This is a genomic window from Microcoleus sp. N9_A2, assembly GCF_036701775.1.
Lineage (GTDB): Bacteria > Cyanobacteriota > Cyanobacteriia > Cyanobacteriales > Microcoleaceae > Microcoleus.
In genome coordinates, this window is sequence record NZ_JAUBRH010000008.1 from 41354 (window position 1) to 63558 (window position 22205).

The following is a 22205-nucleotide window of genomic DNA, read 5'->3' on the forward strand; positions in this document are numbered from 1 at the left end:
CTCGCCCGCCAGTCCGCCAGGGAATGAATTCCCTGTCTCATAGCTAAAGTCCTCTAAAAGAGGACTAATGAGTTTTTCAGTCCTCTTTGAGAGGACTTGCGCTTTGAGGCAGGGGTTTCAACCCCTGCCGGAATGTGGCTTCGCGACAATGGCGCTGGCGCGGCTGTTTGTGGCATCTGTCCAAAAAGATAAGCTATCAAATCGCTCGAACAAATCGGGGGGTAAAATTGTTTTTCTCGGTTTAAACTCGACTTTGGCACGCACTTGATGCAATCCTTTTGTTTGTAGTCTCTTATCGAATTCTGGTTCGTGATATTGAACATTCTCGAAATCATGCTCGAAAAGTTCTTCGCCCAAAAATTGATAAATTAGCGACATTATTTTAGCGGGGTTTATAGTTAACAGCTCGTAATCTACCAGTAGAATAGATGCACTTTGTTCGCTGTAGAATGCTTCTTTGAGAGCGTTGTAAGCATAACCAACTAAACGGGAACCCTGACTTAATGCTTCGGTGCGGCTGTAGACTGTCGCCCGTTCCGCTGGATTGTTAAATAACCGGGAAATATCAAAGGCGTTGCGCCGAATCAGTATCTCGATGCTGTCCATAATCCAGGCGATGTTTCTGACGCAGCAGATGACTTTTGCTTCGGGAAATAGTTCCTGAACTAATGGTAATTTGCTGCACCACAGGCGATTGGTGTCGAAGATAATTTCTTTGTCGGCTTGCGGGTGGTAATAAGCCGAAAAGATGCTCATAATCAGCGCCCGTTTTTGTTCGGGGGAAATGAACGCGGAAAACTCGTTGTCTTCGCTCATGGCTTCCAGCATTCTCTCCACTAATCCCCCCACTGGGCTAGTCATAGCAGCGTGAAACCGGGGATTTTGTCGTAGTAGTGCAGCCAGCAAAGTAGACCCTGAGCGTGGTAGTCCTGATATGAAGTGGGATCTCACTGGCTTCGCGTAGGAATGAATGTAAATAACATAGATGCAATCCAAATGTATCATACTAAAGACATATCTTTTATAGCATATTTTTATTTATACTCCGCAACACAACTCTGCTGGTTTACGATATCTTTACAATCTAGACATCGTGGGTTTACTTTCCCTGTCTCTATCATTGCTTCGGGCCCCTGCCTCTGTAAAGTCGGAAAAGTCGGATCTTAAAGTCGGAAAAGTCGGATCTTTTCCATGTGGACATAATTTAGACCTCCCTCAGAGGCTGTGGGTATGAGGGCGTATTTTTTTTGTAAGAATTTTATTGGCTGTTTTGCCAGACAGCATTAAGGTTGACGATATCTTTACAATCTAGACATCGCCGTTGTTAATTATTGGGGAATTTTTAACCGCTGATGCGGGCGGATGGACGCGGATGGACGCGGATAATTGTTGATTTGGGTGTAAGGCCGATCGCACTTTGTCTCAAATTCCTGGAATCGGCCGCAAATTTCTGATATTTATTTGCGAAAACGTCCCCGAATGCGATCGACAAACATATCAACTTCCGGCAACTTCATCTGACTGACAAACACCGCAAAAACTGCTAACCCTACAAAACTTGCCACACTCAACTGCACTAATTGAATTACCACACCTTCAGTACCCAAAACTCTTTGACAGCCTTGCAGAGTAGCCAAGGTGACGAAAGCAGTTAGACAACTGCCAGAAGTTAACCCCAGAAAAGGCAAACTCCACTCCCCCCAAGGCAGACCACCCAGCTTTTTATCTAAAAAGTACAAAAGCATAATCATCGAAACAAGATTCACTCCCACCGTCGCCAAAACTAATCCGGGCGCGCCAAAAGCTCCTACCAACAAATAATCCAAAAGACCGTTTAAAAAGATATTGATAATACTGATGCGAAAAGGGGTTTCCCCGTCTCCCAAAGCGTAAAATACCCGTACCAAAACGTCGCGTCCCAAATACACAAACATTCCAATACTGTAAGCCATCAATATCGGCGTCACAAACTGCGATGCTGACCGATCGAAAGCATAGCGTTCGTAAACAACACGGACGATCGGGCCGGCAAGTGTTACCATTAAAGCGCTTAGGGGCAGCATCGTAACGCCGGTCAAAATTAAAGATTGACGAATTCGATCTTTTAATTCCGGCCAGTCTTTGGGTTCGGCAAGGCGAGAAAAGATTGGCAAAAATGGTACTAAAATTACATTAGAAATGATGCCTAAAGGAGTCATAACCAACAAGCCGCTGTAACCCATCGCAGATGCAGCTTGAGGGATGTAGGATGCAAAAAATAGGTCAGTATAGACATTAATTTGCAGCATTCCCGATGATAAAGTAGCAGGAACCATCACCTTAACTACTTCTTGTACTCCGGGACGTTTAAAATTGAACCGCAAACGCAATTTTCCCAAGCCCGCGCGCGACTGCGCCACCAGTTGCACCAACCACTGCAAAACTGCTCCCGCTAAAGTTCCCCAAGCTAACACTAAACCGCCCATTAGTGCGTACCCAGGCTGAGTAATTTTTTCTCCGAGTTGCAGGGCGAGAATCGCCAAACCGCCGACAAGTGCAACACTAGAAAATAAAGGACTAATCGAAGGCAACCAGTACATATCGGCGGCGTTGAGAGTGCCGAAACCAATACCGATTAAGCCTGAAAGTAATGCCATCGGTGCCATGATCCGAAATTGTTGGACAGCAATTGCTTTGATTGCTAAGCCTTCTGCTGTTCTATTTAATCCCGGTGCTACCAAATCTATCAGCGGATCGGCGAAAATAATTAAAGCGACTGTTACTAACAAAAGTATGCCGCCGACTAAGGTGGTGATAGTCTCGACTAAGGGTGCAGCTTCTTTTTTGTCGCGGCGGGCTAAAACGCTGACTATGGCGCTGTGAAAAGGCCCGTTGATGCCTCCGAGTAAAATAAATAAGAAACCGGGTATGACGTAGGCGTAGTTGTAGGCATCGACGGCGACACCGACTCCAAAGGCTGCGGCGATCGCAATTTGGCGCACCAACCCGAAGACTTTACTAATCAGAGTGGCGACTGCGACAATGCCGGCAATCCCTGCTAGGGAACGAGAGGGCTTCTGCGGTTCAGACACAAATAGTTACAAATGCTAGTGATAAAAGGCTTCACTAAGTTTAATAGCAAATCTGGAAAATCATAACATGAATTCAGAAAATTTCTATTCCGCATTACCTTTACTGGACAATTTTCTCAAGATTACCGATCTGGGTAATTTTGTTGACGTACCTGATGATTGGTACATTGTTGTCACAGATATTCGCGGTTCTACCAAAGCGATTGAAGCTGGAAAATACAAAGAAGTTAACTTATTGGGAGCTTGTTCGATCGCTGCTGTTTTGAATGTAGCAGGCAAAATAGAAATTCCCTTTATCTTTGGTGGCGACGGCGCTTCTCTGTTAATGGGGCCATCGCTTTTACCCGCTGCTAAGATTGCTTTGCTTGCCACTCAACAAATGGCTAAGACTGAATTTGACATGGATTTGCGAGTTGGGGCTGTGCCGGTTAAAGTTGTGGTAGCAGCTAATTACCCGGTTAAAATAGCTAAGTTTAAAGTTTCCGAAAATTACAGCCAAGCTGTTTTTATCGGGGGCGGCTTAACCCGTGCGACTGAACTTATTAAAGACCCTGCTGCTGGTAATATTTACAGTATTAAAAATCAGGGCGTTTCAGAAACAGCCGATTTTTCAGGATTGGAGTGCCGGTGGCAGGATATTCCCAGCAAGTACGGGGAAATAGTAACGCTGCTGGTAATGGTGCGATCGGATTTCGATCGGCAAAGTCATCTATTTTATAGAAATATTTTAGAAAAAATTGAATACATTTACGGCAAGGAAGATTGTTTAAATCCTATTAATGGTAAAAATCTTAATTTGACATTGAATAGCAAAAAGCTAATTAAAGAAATTCAAGTTAGGGCGAGCAATGCTAGTTGGCTAGACCGCCAGATAGATTTATCAAAAATACAGTTAGAGACGGCGCTTGGTTCGCTGCTAATGAATTTGAAAGTTAAGACAGAAGAGTTAGATTGGGGAGTTTATAAAGATATTGCGATCGCAGCTACGGATTACCGAAAATTTGATGATATGTTGCGAATGGTAATTTCGGGCAATGGGTGGCAGCGAAAAAAATTGACGGTGTACTTGGAAAAGAATTACCGAGAAGGCAAGCTGGTTTACGGTTTGCACGTTGCTGACAGAGCGTTGATGACTTGTTTGGTGTTTGAACGCAACGGCCGCCAAGTACATTTTATAGACGGTGCTGATGGAGGTTATACTTTAGCTGCAAAGGATATGAAACAAAGAATGAATCAATAAGCCGGGAGCATCTCATATTTGTAAAAATACTTCTTTTGACTCCTGATTTCTGACTCTTTCCTCCTGTCCCGCAGTCTCGGGCCTCCTACCTCCAATTTCTAGCTGGGCTGCTTTCATTGAGATGCTCCCAGTAAGCCTACCTAAACTACAAACCGTCGTTTCGTGCTATGATGCCTCAATCTAAAATCTAAAATCTAAAATCGAATTACCGTGCTGAAACTTTATCACAATCCGCTTTCGACTAACAGCCGCCGGGTTTGGATCGCCTTGCTCGAAAAGGACATTCCGTTTGAATTGGTGTCGATGAAATTAAATGGCGATCAATTTCAGCCAGATTTTTTGGCAATTAGCCCTTTTCACCACGTTCCTGTTTTAGCTGATGGGGATTTTAATATAATAGAAACGCTGGCAATTCTCGATTATCTGGAAGCTAAGTATCCCGCGCCTGCACTGCTACCGGAGGATGAAGGAGAAAGGGCGATCGTGCGGATGGTGGAAATGGTGACAGTGAACGAGTTGACGCCGGCGATGAGTCCTTTTGTACGCCAGACTTTCGGCGGCGAAGGCGACCCGGAAAAGTTGGAGCAATCACAGCAGCAAGTAGCTGCGGTACTGAGGTTTTTTGAGGGTTTGTTGGGCGATCGCTCTTTTTTTGGCAAGGGCGATCGTATTACTCTAGCCGATATTGTTGCTGGAGTTTCCGTGCCGTGGCTGCCTAGTTTGGGCATATCTTTGGACGAATATCCCAATTTAAATGCTTGGTCGGAACGCTTAAATTCCCGCGATTCTTGGCAAAAAACTCAAGCTAGTCCCGAATTGGTAGAAGCTTTTAAAGCGCAAATGAAACAGTTGATGAAAGGCAGGCACAAGCAACCTTTGAACGATCAAATAAATGATGCGAACAAAGAAAAAAGTTAACTCACGACAAAACTTACGCAAGTAGCAGATTGAAACAGGTTTGTAGTTGCGCTTCAGCGCTGAAGCGCAACTACAAACCTACTAAAATATCAAAATATAATGAGTGACTTTATTTACAAATATCCCGCTTTATTACCAGGCATTTTAATCAAGCGGTACAAGCGATTTTTTGCCGAAATCGAACTAGATTCGGGAGAAATTATCACCGCGCACTGTCCGAATACCGGCCCGATGACTGGTGTTTTGATTCCGGGTAATCCTGTCCTAGTATCTGCCAGCGATAATCCCAAACGCAAGTTAGCTTATACTTGGGAATTAATTAAGGTTTGCGATACTGTACCTGTTTGGGTGGGAGTTAATACTGGGCTGCCAAATCGAGCGATTAAATTAGCTTTGGAGTTGCGATTGTTTCCTGAGTTGGGCAATTACAGTTTAATTCAGCCGGAGGTTGTTTACGGTATCGATAAAAAAAGTCGTGTTGATTTTTGGCTGACTGGTGAGGAAAAACCGATTTTTCTGGAAGTGAAAAATACAACTTGGGTCAAAGATACATTAGCTTTATTTCCTGATACAGTGACGGAGCGGGGACAGAAACATTTGAGAGAGTTGATCGATGTGGTGCGGCAGGGTTCGAGGGCTGTAATGCTGTATTTTATTAATCGGGGAGATTGTACGGATTTTGCTCCGGGAGATAGTGCCGATCGCCTTTACGGACAATTGTTCAGACAGGCTGTGGCTGAAGGTGTGGAAGTTTTGCCTTGTCGGTTTGACGTGACGCCGGAAGGTGTGCGCTATTTGGGCTTAGCAAAAATGGATTTACTAACCGCTAACGGAAACTGAAGTGCTGGATCGACTGCTGGTTTACAGCACAAAACGAGAATTCTGATCGGCCACCGTCTCCGAGTTATATCGTATCCGGTTGCATAGGAATGATCTTAACAGTTAACAGTCAACAGTTAACAGTCAACAGTTAACAGTTAACAGTCAACAGTTAACAGTTAACAATTAACATCATGTATAGCGATCCTAAATCATTTGCATAGTTCTTGTAGGGGCAATCCCCCCGTGGTTGCCCAATCTCTCGGAGGCGGGCACGGGGGCACCGCCCCTACATATCTGCATGAATGATTTAGGATTGCTATATGAGTGCAACCGGAATTGATATTATGGAGGAACACTGGTATTTTTGTATTGATAAATTACTGATTTATGGAAATTTGCAGAGACAGTATATTGCTGCTTTTGCACGAATTTATTATGGCTTAAAAAAAAATCTAACTACCGCTATAGTTGGTGAAAAATCGGGAAATTGATTCTTCTTTTAATGTTTGCTTAATAAATTACCTGTCAGTATCAGGCGATGTTTCGTACAATACAGTTATGTAGCATCTTACCAAAAAGAGCGATCGAACTATGGGAATGACCCTGACCGAAAAAATCTTAGCCAAAGCATCAGGCCGCACTAAAGTAGAGCCCGGAGAAAACATTTGGGTAGAAACAGACGTGTTGATGACCCACGATGTCTGCGGGCCGGGCACCATCGGCGTTTTCAAACGGGAATTCGGCGAAAATGCTAAAGTCTGGAATCCAGACAAAATCGTCTTAATTCCCGACCACTACATTTTCACCAACGACGAACGCGCTAACCGCAACGTCGATATTCTCCGCGATTTTGCCGCAGAACAAGGGATAAAATACTTTTACGACATCACGGATCGATCGGACTTCAAAGCAAATCCCGACTACAAAGGAGTTTGCCACATCGCCCTAGCCCAAGAAGGCCACACGCGGCCCGGCGAAGTGCTCTTCGGCACAGATTCCCACACCTGCAATGCCGGCGCTTTCGGACAATTTGCCACCGGTATTGGCAATACGGACGCGGCATTTATTATGGGAACCGGCAAACTGTTGATTAAAGTGCCGGCGACGATGCGCTTTATACTCAACGGCGAATTGCCCGATTATTTGTTAGCAAAAGATTTGATTTTGCAAATTATTGGCGATATCAGCGTGGCCGGGGCTAACTACCGGACAATGGAATTTGCCGGCGATACAGTCGAACGTTTGACGATGGAAGAACGGATGACGCTGTGCAATATGGTAATCGAAGCTGGCGGCAAAAACGGCACGGTGGCTGCGGACAAAACCACGTTTGATTACGTTAATCCTCGTACTAATGTGCCCTTTGAGGCCTTTTACACTGATGCTGATGCTAGTTTTTATAGCGATCGCACCTACGATGTCAGCAAATTAGAACCAGTCGTCGCCAAACCGCACTCCCCCGACAACCGCGAATTGGCCCGCAACTGCCGCGATGTCAAGATCGATCGAGTTTACATCGGTTCCTGCACCGGTGGCAAAACCTCCGACTTTTTGAATGCAGCCCGCATTCTCAAAGGAAATCAAGTCAAAGTTCCGACGTATTTAGTACCGGCCACTCAGAAAGTTTACGAAGATTTGTTTGTCACAAAATACGAGGGTCAAACGCTTTCGGAAATCTTCTTAGCTGCCGGCTGCATCGAACCCGCAGCCCCTTCTTGCGCCGCTTGTTTGGGTGGCCCGAAAGATACTTTCGGGCGGATGAACGAACCGGAAATTTGCGTGTCTACAACTAACCGCAATTTCCCCGGCCGGATGGGGAACAAAGAAGCGCAAGTTTATCTGGCTTCGCCTTACACGGCGGCCGCGTCTGCCCTGACTGGGTATGTCACCGATCCGCGCGAATTCCTGCGTTAGATAGTTGCTTTTAGCATTCTTTAAGGTTGACACAATGGCTGAAGAGTTCCCTATTATTGTAGTTCCAGAAGCAGCCTATGAGCTATCTGAAACCGAGACTATGGGAACTAAGTACAAGTTTTGGTTTGACCATCCAAATTTAGGGCGTTGCTTGTACAAACAGTCTCGACCGAATACAGGTGAAGATTGGGCGGAAAAAATTGCAGCCGAGTTGTGCAAATTGCTCGGACTGCCCCATGCTCAATATGAACTGGCAACTTGGAGAAGTCAACGCGGAACTGTCTCACCATCATTTTTGCCCGATGGTGGCAGTTTCATTCCTGGAAATCAAGTTTTGTCTGCGAGCGCACCGCACAGAGTTAATATTGTGTTGAATGCGATCGCAGGCAATTCTGTTAATTTGCCCCTCGATTGGGTTCCGCCAGTCGGGATAGAAACAGCAGTAGAAACTTTTATCGGATATTTGCTATTAGATGCCTGGATTGGCAATACAGACAGTCACTCAGAGAATTGGGGTGTATTAGATAAACCCGAAAGCGCTCCTACTTTAAATATCGCCAGATATCTAGCACCAACTCACGACCATGCCTCTAGTTTGGCAGTGCGGATATCTGATGAACAACGGCAAAATAGACTAATTACAAAAGATACTGGCTATTCTGTCCAAGCTTATGCTAAAAGATGCTTTTCTCAGTTATATGCTAGCGATAATAGACCAAAGCCTCTCAAGACTTTTGAGGCATTCCGCTCCGCAGCGCTAGACTATCCCCAAGCAGCCCAAGTTTGGCTTAATTGCCTTACCAGGATTTCAGCTAATGATCCTCTAGCCATTTTTAACCGGATACCGCGCGATCGCATTTCACAAATTACGATTGACTTTTCTCAACAACTACTTAAATTTAACAGAGAAAGGCTACTTGAATTGACAGGAGATTTGCTTTGAAAACACTATTTTTGGCTTGGCAAGACCCGGGCAGCAGTTCTTGGTTTTCGATCGCAAAATTGACATTTAACGGTAAAGAATACCAGTTCAATTATACAAATGGTGTTCTAGAAGCTCAACATAAGTGCAGGTTTGAACCCTTGCCATCTTTCCCTGATTTCAATAAGGTTTACACTTCACAAAAACTGTTTCCCTTGTTTTCCAATCGAGTGATGCCGCGATCGCGCCCTGACTACCCTGAATTTGTACAGTGGTTGAATATCCCTCAACACGAAGATGACCCAATTGCTTTATTGGCCCGCAGCGGAGGGAAACGGGTAACTGATAATTTTGAGGTATTCCCCTGTCCCGAACCGGATGAAAATGGACGTTACCGCATCCATTTTTTTGCACAGGGACTGCGACACCTTCCCAAGCCGGCAATTGAACGGATTAATGGGCTTCAAGTGGGCGAACTTTTGTATTTAGCCCACGAATTTCAAAATCCGCACGATTCCTCTGCTTTGCTTCTGTGTACTGAAGATCACTGGATTGTAGGCTATTGTCCGCGCTATCTTTGCGGGGATATTTTGAAAATTATCTCGCAGGATCGAGAATTAGTTCGCGTAGAAGTCGATCGCCTCAACGAACCCTCAACGCCGCTAAAGTTCCGCTTGCTGTGCAAGATGACCGCCGATTGGCGAGACTTTCGCCCCTTCCAAGGTTGGAGGTACCAGCCGGTTAGCAGTGATGTTTTAGCTGCAAGTGCGATCGGATAATCAGCAACAATAAGTAAAGTTACGATCGCAGAATTAGGGAAAAAGTCAAGTTAATTATTGTGAATTGAATACAGAATATTGCCCAATTTATACAAATAATTAGCTCAATATTGACACTTTTTCCATAATAGAGTATGTTTAACCTAATTTATCAATTTCAAATTCCGCAGTTTTAGTTTAAATTCATAGAATTTATGAAAGTTAGAGCTACACAATACTAATGATTTCCATTAGTATTGTTCTTCTGCAGGAAACCAATTAGAGTTATATTTTTTATAATTATAATTGGTCTGGGTGCGAAATTGACCGAACATAAACTTCAGAAAAGTGTGAGTATGAACAAAAAAATAAAGATTGGGGTTGCTGAAGCTTTTGGTACTTTTGTGTTGGTATTAGGTGGATGTGGCAGTGCGGTTTTAGCTGGAGACAAAATCGGATTTTTGGGAGTTTCTATCGCCTTTGGTCTATCCCTCTTAATCATGGCTTATACGATCGGGCCTATCTCTGGATGCCACATTAATCCGGCGGTAAGCATCGGTTTAGTAGTTGCCAAACTGATCGATGCTGTTTTGCTTCCTTATTATATAGGAGGTCAGATTGTAGGGGGAATTTTAGGCGGTCTTGTTTTGTACATGATAGCATCAGGAAAACCGGGTTTTGATGCGGCGGCTTCTGGATTTGCATCTAACGGTTTTGGAGAACATTCTCCCACTGGTTACGGGCTTTTAGCAGCAGCTTTGACGGAAATTGTACTGACGGCTTTTCTGTTATTTACCATCATGGGTACTACCGATCCCAATTATCCCGTGGGTTTGGGCGGAATTCCGATCGGCTTGATGCTGGTGTTGATTCACTTAGTCGGAATTCCCGTAACCAATACTTCAGTCAACCCGGCTAGAAGTATCGGTGTGGCACTTTTTCAAGGCGGATGGGCAATTCAACAGTTGTGGGCGTTTATTGTGTTCCCGGTGATTGGTGGAATTATCGGGGTTTTGGCTTATAATTTAATTAAAAACACGAGGGAAGAAATTTGATCTAGAATTAGAAACAGACTGGGTTTCTTGAACTTTTTATGCGTTGTAGGATTTATGAGAAAATTTAAGAAACTCGGTTTGTCGATCGCACAACTCGATCAAATTACAAATATTTGGTAAATAGGCGCCATGATTGCGATCGTGATGGGAGTTTCCGGTTCGGGAAAAACTACTGTTGGCAAGTTGCTGGCGCAATCTCTCAATTGGGATTTCAGCGATGCCGACGATTTTCACCCGCCAGCCAACATCGAAAAAATGAGTTTGGGCATTCCTTTAGAAGATGCCGATCGCATTCCGTGGCTTTTGCAACTGCAAAGTCAAATAGACACCTGGTTATTAGAAAATAAAAATGTTGTGTTAGCTTGTTCCGCCTTAAAAGCATCTTACCGCGAAATGCTCTGCCGAGACCAGCAGCAAATGAAAATAGTTTATCTCAAAGCTTCTTTTCAGCTATTAACAGCCAGGTTAAAAACTCGCGACAATCATTACATGAAAGCAGACTTGCTGTCAAGTCAGTGCGCTACTCTCGAAGAACCAGAAACTGCAATTATTATAGATGCTTCGCAGCCGCTAGAGGTAATGGTGCGCCAGATTGAAAATTATCTAGTTTGCAGTTAATTTCCTACAAAAAACAGGTTCGTAGTGAGGATTTTAGTCCGCCTAAAGAAAGACTAAAGTCCGAAGGATCGAACCTATTAATGTTTGGCGGGATGTTTTTTGTACAAATACAAGAAAGCTTCTACTTCAGCGGCGGTTGGTTGAGCTGCAATTGCTCCAGGCTTCATCGCTGTCATCGCACCCACCGCGCTCGCAAAGGTAACAATTTGTTTTGCTATTTCTGAATCTGCTAAATTCTTAATTCCGTGCTTGCACAACTGTTGCACAAAACCAGCGACAAATCCGTCACCGGCACCTGTTGTATCCTCAACATCTACTGTAAAGCCGGGGATTTTTCCTTCATTTTCCGAGATACAATAAGCGCAACCTTTCTCGCCCGCAGTCACCAAAACGCCTTCTACAGAATCGAGGCGGTAGGTAATAGCTCCAGCGTCGGTAGTTGCAAACAACCATTCTGCTTCTTCCTCAGATAACTTGACAAAATCAACTTTTTTTAAGAGTTTTCTAATATGCGCTTTTGCTTCGTCTGGATTTGGCCAAAACACGGGACGCCAATTGATATCAAGTATAATTTTAACGTCGTAACGTTCTGCTAGTTCGATCGCTCTTGCGATCGCCTCTCGACTTTCAGGATAAGCTAATTCTAAAGTGCCTAGCACTAAATATTCGGCATTTTCAAACAGCACTTCGGGTAGTTGTGCAGCGAGGAGGCGGGTGTCGGCAAAATCCGCAGTATCAAATTTGCCAAAACCGGCAAAATTTCGATCGCCCGCTTGATTCCGCAAAACATAAACTTGCCGCGTCGGCGCACTCAGATGGTGCTGCACTCCAGCGGTATCAACCCCTACTTCTTGCAATACCTGCACTAGGGAATTCCCCAATTCATCCCCACCTACAGCGCCGATAAATCCCGCCGCCGTCCCCAATTTAGCCAAAGCACAGGCAACATTAGCAGGAGCACCGCCGGGATATGCAGTCCAAGATTCTACCTCTTCGAGAGATACTCCTGATTGGTCTGCTAAACAATCAAATAAAATTTCACCCAGACACAGAACGCGAGGATAAGTCATATCTATTTTAGATTGGAGATTTGAGATTTTAGAGCAGCAGTAGACAGCTCAATAATTATTTTTAACCCATCCCAGAAAAATTGCAAGCTATTTTTTAATGGCTGCTCCTATAATATCAGACTTACTGATACTGGCAGTTACTCCTTCAACGCACAAGTGCAGTGCGGGCGTATTAGTTGTTTTACCTGAAAACATCTGCGGGTTTGGCCCGGATGTCTGATGCGCGCAGGTAAAGGGGGGCTCACGCGCCACCGGAACGGTGCCAGCAGTGCAAGTCGGTGCGGGTCATGCTGTGTCGGCGCTGAGTTTGCACTTTTTGCGATTCTGCAAGCGAGTTGGTGCTTCGGGCCCGAAATAGTAGCACAGCAAATTTAATTTTCTCTTCATACTTCATCCCTAATCCTCTAGAATTGTAGATAGGTAAATATGCAGACATAGGAAAAATTTATGAGCGGGATCGTCTCTGGTACCCCTGTCACCCTGTCGGACAGAGAATTGCAAGTGGTAGAGTTAGTAGCGGCGGGACTGACTAATGAGAAAATAGCCGAAAAGTTAGAGATTAGCAAGCGTACAGTTGACAACCACATTAGCAATATCTTGAACAAGACACGCGCTGACAATCGAGTTACGCTTGTACGCTGGGCTTTGCAGTGGGGAAAGGTATGTTTGGACAATATTAACTGCTGCCCTTTACCGCGGCCGATGGATAAAGAAGTATCTTAAGTAGGGGATCTGGTTGGGGACAGGCAAAGAAATGATGCAAACGGCACAAGAAAAACAACTCCGCTATCAAATTCAATGCCCTGGATTGCCGCTGGCGGTGTATCGCGAAGTGGCGGTCCATTTGCGTCAAGTTGAAGGGGTGCAAACCGGTTTAATTCCGCAGCTGTCGCAGCGGTTTGATTACTACGACAGCCAAGTTGGGGGTTTGTGGATACAGTATCCTGAAGGGTTCGATTTGGCAGGTCGCGAGCGGGTCGATCGCATTTTGGCTTATTATGGCGATCGTTACGGAGTTTGGGAATTATTAAGTCATTAATTAGGGGAAATTGTTAGGTGTTGACTGTTGACTGTTGACTGTTGACTGTTGACTGTTTACTAACAACTAACAACTAATGACTAATGACTAATGACTAATGACTAATGACTAATGACTAATGACTAACAAAATGAGTGCAATTAAAACTTTACCGGGAACGCGGGATATTTTGCCCGCTGAAATTCAATACTGGCAAAATATAGAAGAAGTCGCTAGAACAATTTTGAAAAAAGCGGCTTATAGAGAAATTCGGACGCCAATTTTTGAACAGACATCTTTATTTGAACGCGGCATCGGCGAAGCTACCGATGTTGTGGGCAAAGAAATGTATACTTTTAAGGATAAGGGCGATCGATCGACTACTTTGCGCCCAGAAGGCACCGCCGGAGTAGTCCGAGCTTTTATTCAAAACAGTTTGTACGCGGCTGGTGACGTGCAGCGTCTGTGGTATGCTGGGCCGATGTTTCGCTACGAACGCGCGCAAGAGGGAAGACAGCGGCAGTTCAATCAAATTGGCGTGGAAGTCTTGGGGAGTGCGAATCCTCGTGCGGATGTCGAGGTAATTGCGATCGCCTGCGACATCCTGCAAACCCTCGGTTTAAAAAATTTGCGCCTCGATATTAATTCTGTCGGAAATAAGCAAGACAGACAAAATTACAGGCAAGCTTTGATAGATTATTTTACACCGCACAAAGACGAATTAGACGCGGATTCTCAAGACCGCTTGACTCGCAATCCGCTGCGGATATTGGACAGTAAAAATCAGCGCACTCAAGAAATTGTAGCTGGTGCGCCTAGCATTTTAGAATATTTGGGAGAGGAATCGCGAGATCACTTCGAGCAAGTGCAGCTTATGCTCACAAATTTAGGAATTAGCTATCAGTTAAATCCCAGATTAGTGCGCGGTTTAGATTACTATACCTACACCGCATTTGAAATTATCTCCGACGATTTGGGAGCGCAAGCAACAGTTTGCGGAGGCGGCCGCTATGACGGTTTAGTCAAGGAATTGGGCGGCCCAGATACGGCGGCAGTCGGTTGGGCAATGGGTATCGAAAGGTTGATTATCCTGCTGCAAAAGTTGCAACCTTTGCCCGCGCCCAAGCAGGATTTTTATTTGGTATCTAGGGGGGCAAAAGCAGAACAGCAATCGGTATTGTTAGCTCAAAAATTGCGAAGTGCGGGGTTTAGCGTAGAGATAGATTTGAGCGGCAGTGCTTTCGGGAAACAGTTTAAAAGAGCCGACAGAAGCGGTGCAGTTGCGTGTTTGGTTTTGGGTGATGCGGAAGCTGAAAATGAGACTGTACAATTGAAGTGGTTGGCGAGTGGTGAACAAAGTGCGATCGCACAATCAGAACTACTAGCAATGACAGACGAGCTAAAACAGAAGATCATAGCTGCATATTAAGTCCGGCAGGGAATGAATTCCCTGCCTCAAAGCTAAAGTCCTCTAAAGAGGACTAATTATTTTAACAGTCTTCTTCTCACTCCTCTTAAGAGGACTTTAGCTATTAGCCAGGGGTTTCAACCCCTGGCGGACTGTCGGCTTAAGTCATTACTAATTGGCCCTGCCCGGTAACGCAGATCCAGAGGCTCTGCCTCGTCATTAAGCCATTAACATTAATCCCAAAAACCAAGAGATATAATTTAAGCATTAAAACATTTAACCTCTGATAAACTATGTCTGTAGCAACTAAAAATTATGAAACACAACTCACAATCACCTGGCCGCTACTACCAGAAGATTTCCAACTACCAGACGACCCCGTGGAAGACGAAAGCCAACCATTGTTAGCAGCAGCTTTGCGCCAGCCCCTAACAGCATTTCCTGAATTAATGCAGGATGCCTTAATTGTTTCCAACTTTGCCCTGTGTGCCGGCATAAGTTTCCCAGGTTCAACCAGCGACGAACAGCGTATTATCTGCAAAGCGCCAGATTGGATGTACGTGAAACCCGTCAATCCAAAAAATGTCTCTCAAGTCCGCCGTAGTTACACGCCACACACAGAAGGAACCATCCCCCAAATCGTGATGGAATTTCTTTCAGAAACCTATGGAGAAGAATACTCCGTTGAATTTACCTCGCGGGTGGGAAAGTGGTATTTTTACGAGCAAGTAATTAAAGTACCCAGATACGTCATATTCCGAGCCAAAACTGCTCATTTAGAAGTTTACGCTTTAGAATCAGAGCACTACAACTTTCAAAAACCAGATGAAAACGGACGTTATTGGATACCGGGATTAGACTTGTTTTTAGGAATGTGGCAAGGAACTCAGGAAGGAAGGACAGGCTGTTGGTTGAGGTGGTGGGATGCAGAAGGCGAGTTGTTGCTTTGGTCAGAAGAAAGAGCCGATCGCGAACGACTCCGCGCTGAAAAATTGGCAGAAAAACTGCGTCAAGCCGGGATCGAGTTAGATGATGAAGAGTGAAATATCAATTGATGAGTCGAATTCGATCGCGTTTTGGTATGATGGCACTCTTGTGGTGCGGGCATCCAGCCCGCCCTTGCGTCACTTTGCACTCCTATGTTAATCGAACGTCTCCAGCCGATCGCCTGGACAACAAAACCGCAACTCATATCCTTATTTTCTGGTTGCGGCGGCATGGATTTGCCATTCCACCAAGCCGGATTTGAGGTAGTTTGGGCGATCGACTCCAACAAATACGCCTGCAAAACATTCAGCAGAAACATCGCCGATGTCATCATCAACGACAGCATAGAAAATATAGACATTGCACAAGTTCCCCAAGCAGAAATATGTATAGGAGGGTTCCCCTGTCAAGATTTCTCCCTAATTTGGAAGCGCCCCGGACTTGAAGGAACCAGAGGCAATTTATATACATACTTTCTCGATTTTGTCAACAAAAAAAAGCCGAAAGCTTTTGTAGCAGAAAATGTCAAAGGCTTATTAAGTGCAAATAATTATCAAGCAATAAAACAAATAATTTCTGACTTTGAAAGTATCGCTCCGGGCTACTTAGTTAAACCTAAACTCTACAACTTTGCTGATTACGGAGTTCCGCAATTTCGGCAAAGAGTGTTATTAGTTGGCATTCGGATGGATACAGGATTTAACTTTGTGCATCCTCAGCCCAAATACGGTCAAAATCGAGAATATCCCTATCGAACAGCGGGCGAAGCACTCAAAAATGTGGAAGCAGTTCTGGACAATAACCAACATCATAAAATTCAAGCCCGCACCGTGGAAATTTTAAATCGAATTAAACCAGGAGGCAATTTCTCTGATATTCCCAAGGATAGTCCCTACTATGTCAAAGGCATGATCAGTCACGTTTATCGGCGAATTCATCCAGATAAACCATCATCGACAATCATTGCTGGTGGAGGTGGCGGAACTTGGGGTTATCATTATTTAGAACCGCGTTCTTTGACAAATCGTGAAAGGGCAAGATTGCAAACATTCCCCGATGATTTTGTTTTTGAAGGTTCTACTACTGAAGTGCGACGGCAGATTGGAAATGCAGTTCCGCCGCAGGGAATCGCGGCTGTTGTTGAGTCTTTGATTCCGCTATTTAAGGGGGATTATCCGCAAGTAGATTTATATGAAATGAGTAAAAAGTTGCAGGTAATGTCAATTCAGGAACGATTAAAATGGGCTGAATAAGAGGGGCTAGAGCAGAGTTTTTCGTTAATTTAAAAGTGTGGTATAATCAAAATACCTGAGTCTGACGAAGCTTAAATCTTATGTCTAAGTCAGGTTATATATTTTTATTTATCGGTGTGTGACATTAATTATTACTCCCGTGAACAAAAACTTAACTAGAGGAAACCCCTCTAGAAACACACGTCATTACCAGTATCCCCAAGAGATACTTGATTGCCATCGGGATATGGTAGAGGAACTGCGGACTAAGGCTAAAGAGGTTCGATCGACTCATATTAGAAAAGCCAGTTCTGGTAATGTTGCTGTTGCCAAACTAGAACTCCCAATGGGTGGAGTTTATAGCCAAGAAGCTACTAGCAAGCGAGATCCTCTAAATATTCCAGGTAAAGAGGATGGGCCAAAGTTATTCTTTGAGCCAAGGCTTAACAGAATAGCATCCTGCAACAACAAAGAACACGCCGAGTACAAGCTTTTCAATAAACTTGCAGAAGATTTAGAAAGAGATGATCTTTCCTTGGATGCAGAAGGAATACTCTACCTCTACACTGAGAGAGATATGTGTTCTGGTTGCAACATTACTTGTGATGAGGACTTTAAGATGAGGTTCCCGAATATTCAAGTGCTTATCTTCTACGAACGTCCATATCCGTAGACATATCAGTATAGACAGCCAGTAAAGGCTATCAAGGCTTTACTGGCTTCTGTACCCAAAGTAAAATTGAGGTGATATGAAGGTGACAATGAACTGGCTCATAGTTTATGATTAATGAAAAACATAAGGAGGGAAAGTCAATGATCGAGTTTGACATAGGCTACTACAGAAATTTTCAATTGCCCAGCAACTCAGATATTCCTGAGCAATTACAGGAAACTCTTCACAGGGTTTGGGAAAGAAAGTATCGTGATTTATACGAAACGGGTGGAAAATGCAATGTAGAAGAAGCTTTTGTAGAAGTAATGACAGCTTTTGGAATGCCTAATGATGCAATATCCCATCAGCGATATGTCTACATGGCTTATGGAATAGCATTAGTGGCTAAACCGACCATTAAACATTACTTTCCTGAAGAACACAAAGCTGATATCGTTGAAGGAATTGTATCTTGTTGGCTGAAGGATAGCTGTGAAATCCCAGAAACTTGGGCTGATACCTTGTTTCCTAACATCAACAAAATCGGAAAATATCAAGCTACTGACGAAGCTTACAATATCTTTTACGGCTTGCTGCAAACACTCAATACGAAAACAGCTTATAATGCCATCTTAGATATTCTGTATGATGGGATTACTGGTGATGCCATTTCTGGTTTTACTGAAGCCAGACGAGATATGTTTAATTGGTGGCTGATCGAAGTAATTCCTGCTGCTTATTGTTTAAAGCTGCCATCTACTTTATATTCGGGAACATGGGAATTTCCGCCGTTGAGTAAGCTTGCGTAATCGATATAAGCAAATCGATCGAATAACTAATCAGGCACCATCAAACCCTTCAAAATTCTCCCCTTCTCCTCCTCCCTCAACCCCTTACACTGCACCAAAACCCCAAAACCACCCAAACCCATCGGATCGATCGCTCGATGCAAAGCCTCCCTGCGCCGCAACAGCGTTGCCACATCCAATACAGTTGTTGATAGAGCAGCAATACGATCGCCCAAACCCAACGCCATCAAAAACAAAGCCTGCTGAGTAAACCCTACCACATCCAAACCGCACAATTCCCCCTGCTTTTCCAGCGCCGTAAAATCAACATGAGCCGTTAAATCCTGCCGCCCCACATTAATATAAGGATTGCTGTGATATCGGTGGCGATAATAACACTGTAGCGTCCCCTCCCTGCGCCTCGGATTGTAATAGCGGTGCGCCGGATGGCCATAATCAATAGTTAACAAATATCCTCGCTGCAACTTTTGAGCAACTGTACTCATCCAGTCCAAAGCCGCCAAATTTACCTCACTGCGATATCCATCCCCATAAACACTCGCCGACAAATCGATGCCCACCCAATCCAAATATTCGGCAATTTTAGGCGTGGAAACTTCGCCAATTACTTCAATAAATTTTATCTCTTTTTGTTCATTATTGGGCGTTTCTGCGGCCACGTAAATCTCCCTAACTTGCCCTTCTTCCAGAATGAATTGATGTACTGGCAAAGCATCTACTAACTCGTTAGAAAAGAAACAGCCGAGTATTGAATTATTAACTATCTCATCCCAATCGCACCACTTAACACACTTGATATCACTTAAAATTTGGCGTTGTTCCGCTTGAAGTATTGGCGAAATTTCAACAATTATGTATGTTAAACTTTTAAATAAGTCGGGATGTTGCCGTTGCAGATACTGCAGCACATTTTCGGCAAAATTTCCCCGTCCAGCGCCCATTTCTACGATCGCGAAATTGAAAGGGCGATCAAGAATTTCCCACATTTCTACAAACTGATCCGCCAAAACCTCCGCAAAATCAGCACCCCAATGAGACGACGTGATAAAATCGCCTTGTTTTCCGATCGACTGTCGATCGCTATTATAATATCCGTGCTGCGGATGATATAATGCCAAATTCATATATTCAGCAAAAGTAATTCGCCGCTGCGGACTCGCGACAATTCTTTCGCAGATTAAAGCGCAGAGTTCCGGGTTGCTGTCATTGATATCTGGTTGCTGGACTTTCATAATTTATCGAATCAAAGTTGATGTTATTTCATTTGTGAAGGAGAGATTTTTTTTATTAACCGCAGAGGGCGCAGAGGGCGCAGAGGGCACAGAGGAAGAGAGAAATAAGGTACATTTTAGCGACGTTAATAGCAAAATTAATCGATATCTATCCGCGTTTATCTGGGGTTTAAAAAAAATCAACCCGGTTCCATAAAAAAACCGGGTTAAGTTCTCAGATAAAAACCGACAAAACCTACCTGTCAACCGAGCCCATAATAATGTCGATACTCCCCAAAATTGCCACCAAATCCGCAATCTTCACACCGCGCACGATGTGGGGCAAAATCTGCAAATTATTGAAATCCGCAGCCCGAATCTTCCAGCGCCAAGGAAACACACTATCATCCCCGATAATATAAATTCCCAACTCACCCTTGCCGCTTTCAACCCGCACGTAATGTTCGCCCTTGGGAATCTTAAAAGTTGGGGCTACTTTTTTGCCAATAAACTGATAGTCGAAACTGTTCCACTCAGATTTTGGCCCGCTTTCTAAGCGCTTGGCTTCTAAGTTTTCGTAAGGGCCGCCGGGGAGTCCTTTCAAGGCTTGATAGAGGATTTTAACTGACTCGCGCATCTCGCGAATTCGGACTAAGTACCGGGCTAAACAATCGCCCGCAGCTTCGGTGCAAACTTCCCAGTCGAATTCGTCATAACATTCGTAATGGTCAACTTTCCGCAAATCCCAATTTACCCCAGAACCGCGCAACATGGGGCCGGAAAGTCCCCAGTTAATCGCTTCGTTGCGGGAAATCGTACCCAGGCCTTCAATCCGGCGGCGAAAGATTGGATTGTTGGTGATTAAACGTTCGTATTCGTCAATTTTGGGAAGGAAGTAATCGCAGAAATCTTCGCACTTATCTACCCAACCGTAAGGCAAATCGGCGGCAACTCCGCCAATGCGGAAATAGTTATTATTCACCATGCGATAACCTGTGGCTGCTTCCCACAAGTCGAGAATTGGTTCGCGATCGCGCATAGTATAGAAAAAAGGAGTTTGCGCGCCCACGTCCGCCAAAAACGGCCCTACCCACATCAAGTGGTTAGCAATCCGGTTCAACTCCAGCATAATTACCCGAATATAACTAGCCCGTTTGGGGACAGCAATATTTGCCAACTTTTCCGGTGCATTCACTGTCACCGCTTCGTTAAACATCCCGGCAGCGTAGTCCCAGCGGCTCACGTAGGGGACGTACATCACGTTGGTGCGGTTTTCGGCAATTTTTTCCATCCCGCGGTGCAGATAGCCCAAAACTGGCTCGCAGTCCACCACATCTTCCCCGTCTAGGGTGACAATTAACCGGAGTACCCCGTGCATTGAAGGGTGGTGCGGCCCCATGTTGAGCACCATCGGTTCGGTTCTAGTCTCAATTCTTGACATAATTAAATGAATTAATGATTACTGACTATTGTTGATTTTTGTTTCGCTGTTATAGATTATGAAGGATATCGAGCTCTGTGAGAAAAATACCTCTGGATCAGATGTCAGTATTGACACCTATCACGTTCCAGTTTTGGGTCAAGAGTTAATTGCGGGTTTGGCTGTGCGTGCAGGCGGGCACTATTTGGACGCGACGCTTGGGGGCGGCGGACACACGAGTTTGATTTTAGCGGCGGCGCCAGATGTTACAGTGGTGGCGATCGACCGCGATGAACAAGCCATCCGTTTTTGCGGGGCCCAATTTGCCAACTCACCCGTTGAGTTTTGGCACGGCAACTTTGCTGAATATCAGTCCTCAGAGGCCGAATTTGATGGTATCATAGCAGACTTGGGCGTCAGCTCTGCTCAGTTCGATACACCGGAACGAGGATTTAGTTTTCGCCACCCAGCTCAACTAGATATGCGTATGAACCAGCAGCAATCTTTGACGGCAGAAGAGATTATCAACCACTGGGAAGAAGTTAAACTAGCAGATATTATTTACAAGTACGGCGAGGAGCGACTGTCGCGGCGCATCGCAAGGCGGATTGTGCAAGGGCGTCCTTTTCAAACTACAACAGAACTTGCAGGGGCGATCGCCTCCAGCTTCCCTCCCAAGCAGCGCAACGGCAGAATCCATCCGGCCACCCGCACTTTCCAAGCTTTAAGGATAGCCGTCAACTCCGAACTAGCTTCTTTAGAAACTTTCCTCAACCAAGCGCCAAGGTGGTTAAAACCAGGTGGGAGAATCGGAATCATTACATTTCACAGTCTGGAAGACCGACCAGTCAAGCACCAACTCAGAGGAACACCCAGTTTGCAGGTACTGACAAAAAAGCCGATCGTGCCGCAATCCGAAGAAGTAGCTAGAAATCCCCGCTCTCGTTCTGCTAAGCTCAGACTGGCAGAAAGATTAGCTTGATTCGGCAGTAGTAATATGCTTGCTGCAAAAAGTTCAGAGATTAGAGGGACTTGAATGCAGCAATAAGCGTGCGCTTCGGCACAGGTGTAGGGAATAGC

The 22205-nt window shown here is 44.7% G+C and carries 23 protein-coding genes; 17 read left to right on the forward strand and 6 right to left on the reverse strand.

Going from position 1 to position 22205, the window contains the following annotated elements:
- Positions 1-117: 117 nt before the first annotated feature.
- Both QUA44_RS06935 and murJ read right to left on the reverse strand, forming a co-directional pair.
- Positions 118-1005, reverse strand: coding sequence for a sulfotransferase (locus tag QUA44_RS06935; RefSeq protein ID WP_333249371.1), 888 nt, complete (start codon positions 1003-1005; stop codon positions 118-120).
- A 452-nt stretch (positions 1006-1457) separates the two neighbouring features.
- Complete coding sequence (murJ, locus tag QUA44_RS06940; protein WP_333249372.1) at positions 1458-3071, reverse strand: murein biosynthesis integral membrane protein MurJ; 1614 nt, start codon at positions 3069-3071, stop codon at positions 1458-1460.
- A 67-nt stretch (positions 3072-3138) separates the two neighbouring features.
- Between murJ and QUA44_RS06945 the strand changes: the two genes are divergently transcribed.
- The 9 genes from QUA44_RS06945 to QUA44_RS06985 all read left to right on the forward strand — a co-directional run bounded on the left by QUA44_RS06945 (position 3139) and on the right by QUA44_RS06985 (position 11318).
- Positions 3139-4311 (forward strand): DUF3095 domain-containing protein, encoded by a 1173-nt coding sequence (locus QUA44_RS06945; RefSeq protein ID WP_333116224.1) that lies wholly within the window; start codon positions 3139-3141, stop codon positions 4309-4311.
- 210 nt (positions 4312-4521) lie between these two features.
- On the forward strand, positions 4522-5229 hold the full coding sequence (locus tag QUA44_RS06950; protein WP_333116228.1) for a glutathione S-transferase family protein: 708 nt from the start codon (positions 4522-4524) through the stop codon (positions 5227-5229).
- A gap of 99 nt (positions 5230-5328) precedes the next feature.
- On the forward strand, positions 5329-6069 hold the full coding sequence (gene sfsA, locus QUA44_RS06955) for a DNA/RNA nuclease SfsA (RefSeq protein WP_333249374.1): 741 nt from the start codon (positions 5329-5331) through the stop codon (positions 6067-6069).
- 302 nt (positions 6070-6371) lie between these two features.
- Positions 6372-6542, forward strand: a complete 171-nt coding sequence (locus QUA44_RS06960) for a hypothetical protein (RefSeq protein ID WP_333249376.1) — start codon at positions 6372-6374, stop codon at positions 6540-6542.
- A gap of 100 nt (positions 6543-6642) precedes the next feature.
- Positions 6643-7965 carry a 3-isopropylmalate dehydratase large subunit gene (locus tag QUA44_RS06965; protein WP_333249377.1) on the forward strand — a complete coding sequence of 441 codons (1323 nt, stop codon included), beginning with the start codon at positions 6643-6645 and terminating at the stop codon, positions 7963-7965.
- A gap of 34 nt (positions 7966-7999) precedes the next feature.
- Positions 8000-8908: a hypothetical protein gene (locus QUA44_RS06970; RefSeq protein ID WP_333249379.1), complete on the forward strand. Its 909-nt coding sequence runs from the start codon at positions 8000-8002 to the stop codon at positions 8906-8908.
- Positions 8905-9666 carry an HIRAN domain-containing protein gene (locus QUA44_RS06975; RefSeq protein ID WP_333249381.1) on the forward strand — a complete coding sequence of 254 codons (762 nt, stop codon included), beginning with the start codon at positions 8905-8907 and terminating at the stop codon, positions 9664-9666. The genes QUA44_RS06970 and QUA44_RS06975 overlap by 4 nt, the downstream gene beginning before the upstream one ends.
- 335 nt (positions 9667-10001) lie before the next feature.
- The gene (aqpZ, locus tag QUA44_RS06980) at positions 10002-10700 is read left to right on the forward strand and encodes an aquaporin Z (RefSeq protein WP_333249383.1); all 699 of its coding nucleotides are present in this window, start codon (positions 10002-10004) and stop codon (positions 10698-10700) included.
- Between the two features lie 129 nt (positions 10701-10829).
- The gene (locus QUA44_RS06985; protein ID WP_333249385.1) at positions 10830-11318 is read left to right on the forward strand and encodes a gluconokinase; all 489 of its coding nucleotides are present in this window, start codon (positions 10830-10832) and stop codon (positions 11316-11318) included.
- A 77-nt stretch (positions 11319-11395) separates the two neighbouring features.
- Here the strand turns inward: QUA44_RS06985 and QUA44_RS06990 are convergent, their stop codons facing one another.
- Positions 11396-12388, reverse strand: coding sequence for a carbohydrate kinase (locus QUA44_RS06990; protein WP_333249387.1), 993 nt, complete (start codon positions 12386-12388; stop codon positions 11396-11398).
- Between the two features lie 241 nt (positions 12389-12629).
- On the reverse strand, positions 12630-12824 hold the full coding sequence (locus QUA44_RS06995) for a hypothetical protein (RefSeq protein WP_333249389.1): 195 nt from the start codon (positions 12822-12824) through the stop codon (positions 12630-12632).
- Between the two features lie 11 nt (positions 12825-12835).
- Between QUA44_RS06995 and QUA44_RS07000 the strand changes: the two genes are divergently transcribed.
- From QUA44_RS07000 to QUA44_RS07030, 7 genes are all read left to right on the forward strand, one after another.
- A complete protein-coding gene (locus QUA44_RS07000; protein ID WP_333249391.1) occupies positions 12836-13111 on the forward strand; it encodes a photosynthetic electron transport-dependent transcriptional regulator PedR in 276 nt (91 codons plus the stop codon).
- Between the two features lie 34 nt (positions 13112-13145).
- Entirely contained in the window at positions 13146-13427 is a 282-nt protein-coding gene (locus QUA44_RS07005; protein ID WP_333249598.1) for a hypothetical protein, read from the forward strand.
- Positions 13428-13557: 130 nt separating this feature from the next.
- Positions 13558-14835 carry a histidine--tRNA ligase gene (hisS, locus tag QUA44_RS07010; protein WP_333249599.1) on the forward strand — a complete coding sequence of 426 codons (1278 nt, stop codon included), beginning with the start codon at positions 13558-13560 and terminating at the stop codon, positions 14833-14835.
- A gap of 272 nt (positions 14836-15107) precedes the next feature.
- Positions 15108-15857 (forward strand): Uma2 family endonuclease, encoded by a 750-nt coding sequence (locus QUA44_RS07015; protein WP_333249393.1) that lies wholly within the window; start codon positions 15108-15110, stop codon positions 15855-15857.
- A 96-nt stretch (positions 15858-15953) separates the two neighbouring features.
- The gene (locus QUA44_RS07020) at positions 15954-17054 is read left to right on the forward strand and encodes a DNA cytosine methyltransferase (RefSeq protein WP_333249395.1); all 1101 of its coding nucleotides are present in this window, start codon (positions 15954-15956) and stop codon (positions 17052-17054) included.
- 226 nt (positions 17055-17280) lie between these two features.
- The gene (locus tag QUA44_RS07025) at positions 17281-17706 is read left to right on the forward strand and encodes a deaminase domain-containing protein (protein ID WP_333249396.1); all 426 of its coding nucleotides are present in this window, start codon (positions 17281-17283) and stop codon (positions 17704-17706) included.
- Between the two features lie 107 nt (positions 17707-17813).
- Positions 17814-18494, forward strand: coding sequence for a hypothetical protein (locus QUA44_RS07030; protein WP_333309588.1), 681 nt, complete (start codon positions 17814-17816; stop codon positions 18492-18494).
- Between the two features lie 26 nt (positions 18495-18520).
- Here the strand turns inward: QUA44_RS07030 and QUA44_RS07035 are convergent, their stop codons facing one another.
- Both QUA44_RS07035 and QUA44_RS07040 read right to left on the reverse strand, forming a co-directional pair.
- On the reverse strand, positions 18521-19726 hold the full coding sequence (locus QUA44_RS07035) for a class I SAM-dependent methyltransferase (protein ID WP_333249400.1): 1206 nt from the start codon (positions 19724-19726) through the stop codon (positions 18521-18523).
- 235 nt (positions 19727-19961) lie between these two features.
- A complete protein-coding gene (locus tag QUA44_RS07040) occupies positions 19962-21146 on the reverse strand; it encodes an NAD(P)H-quinone oxidoreductase subunit H (RefSeq protein WP_333249402.1) in 1185 nt (394 codons plus the stop codon).
- 58 nt (positions 21147-21204) lie between these two features.
- Here QUA44_RS07040 and rsmH point away from each other — a divergent pair, with 58 nt between their 5' ends.
- Positions 21205-22107 carry a 16S rRNA (cytosine(1402)-N(4))-methyltransferase RsmH gene (gene rsmH, locus QUA44_RS07045; RefSeq protein WP_333249404.1) on the forward strand — a complete coding sequence of 301 codons (903 nt, stop codon included), beginning with the start codon at positions 21205-21207 and terminating at the stop codon, positions 22105-22107.
- Positions 22108-22205: the final 98 nt, after the last annotated feature.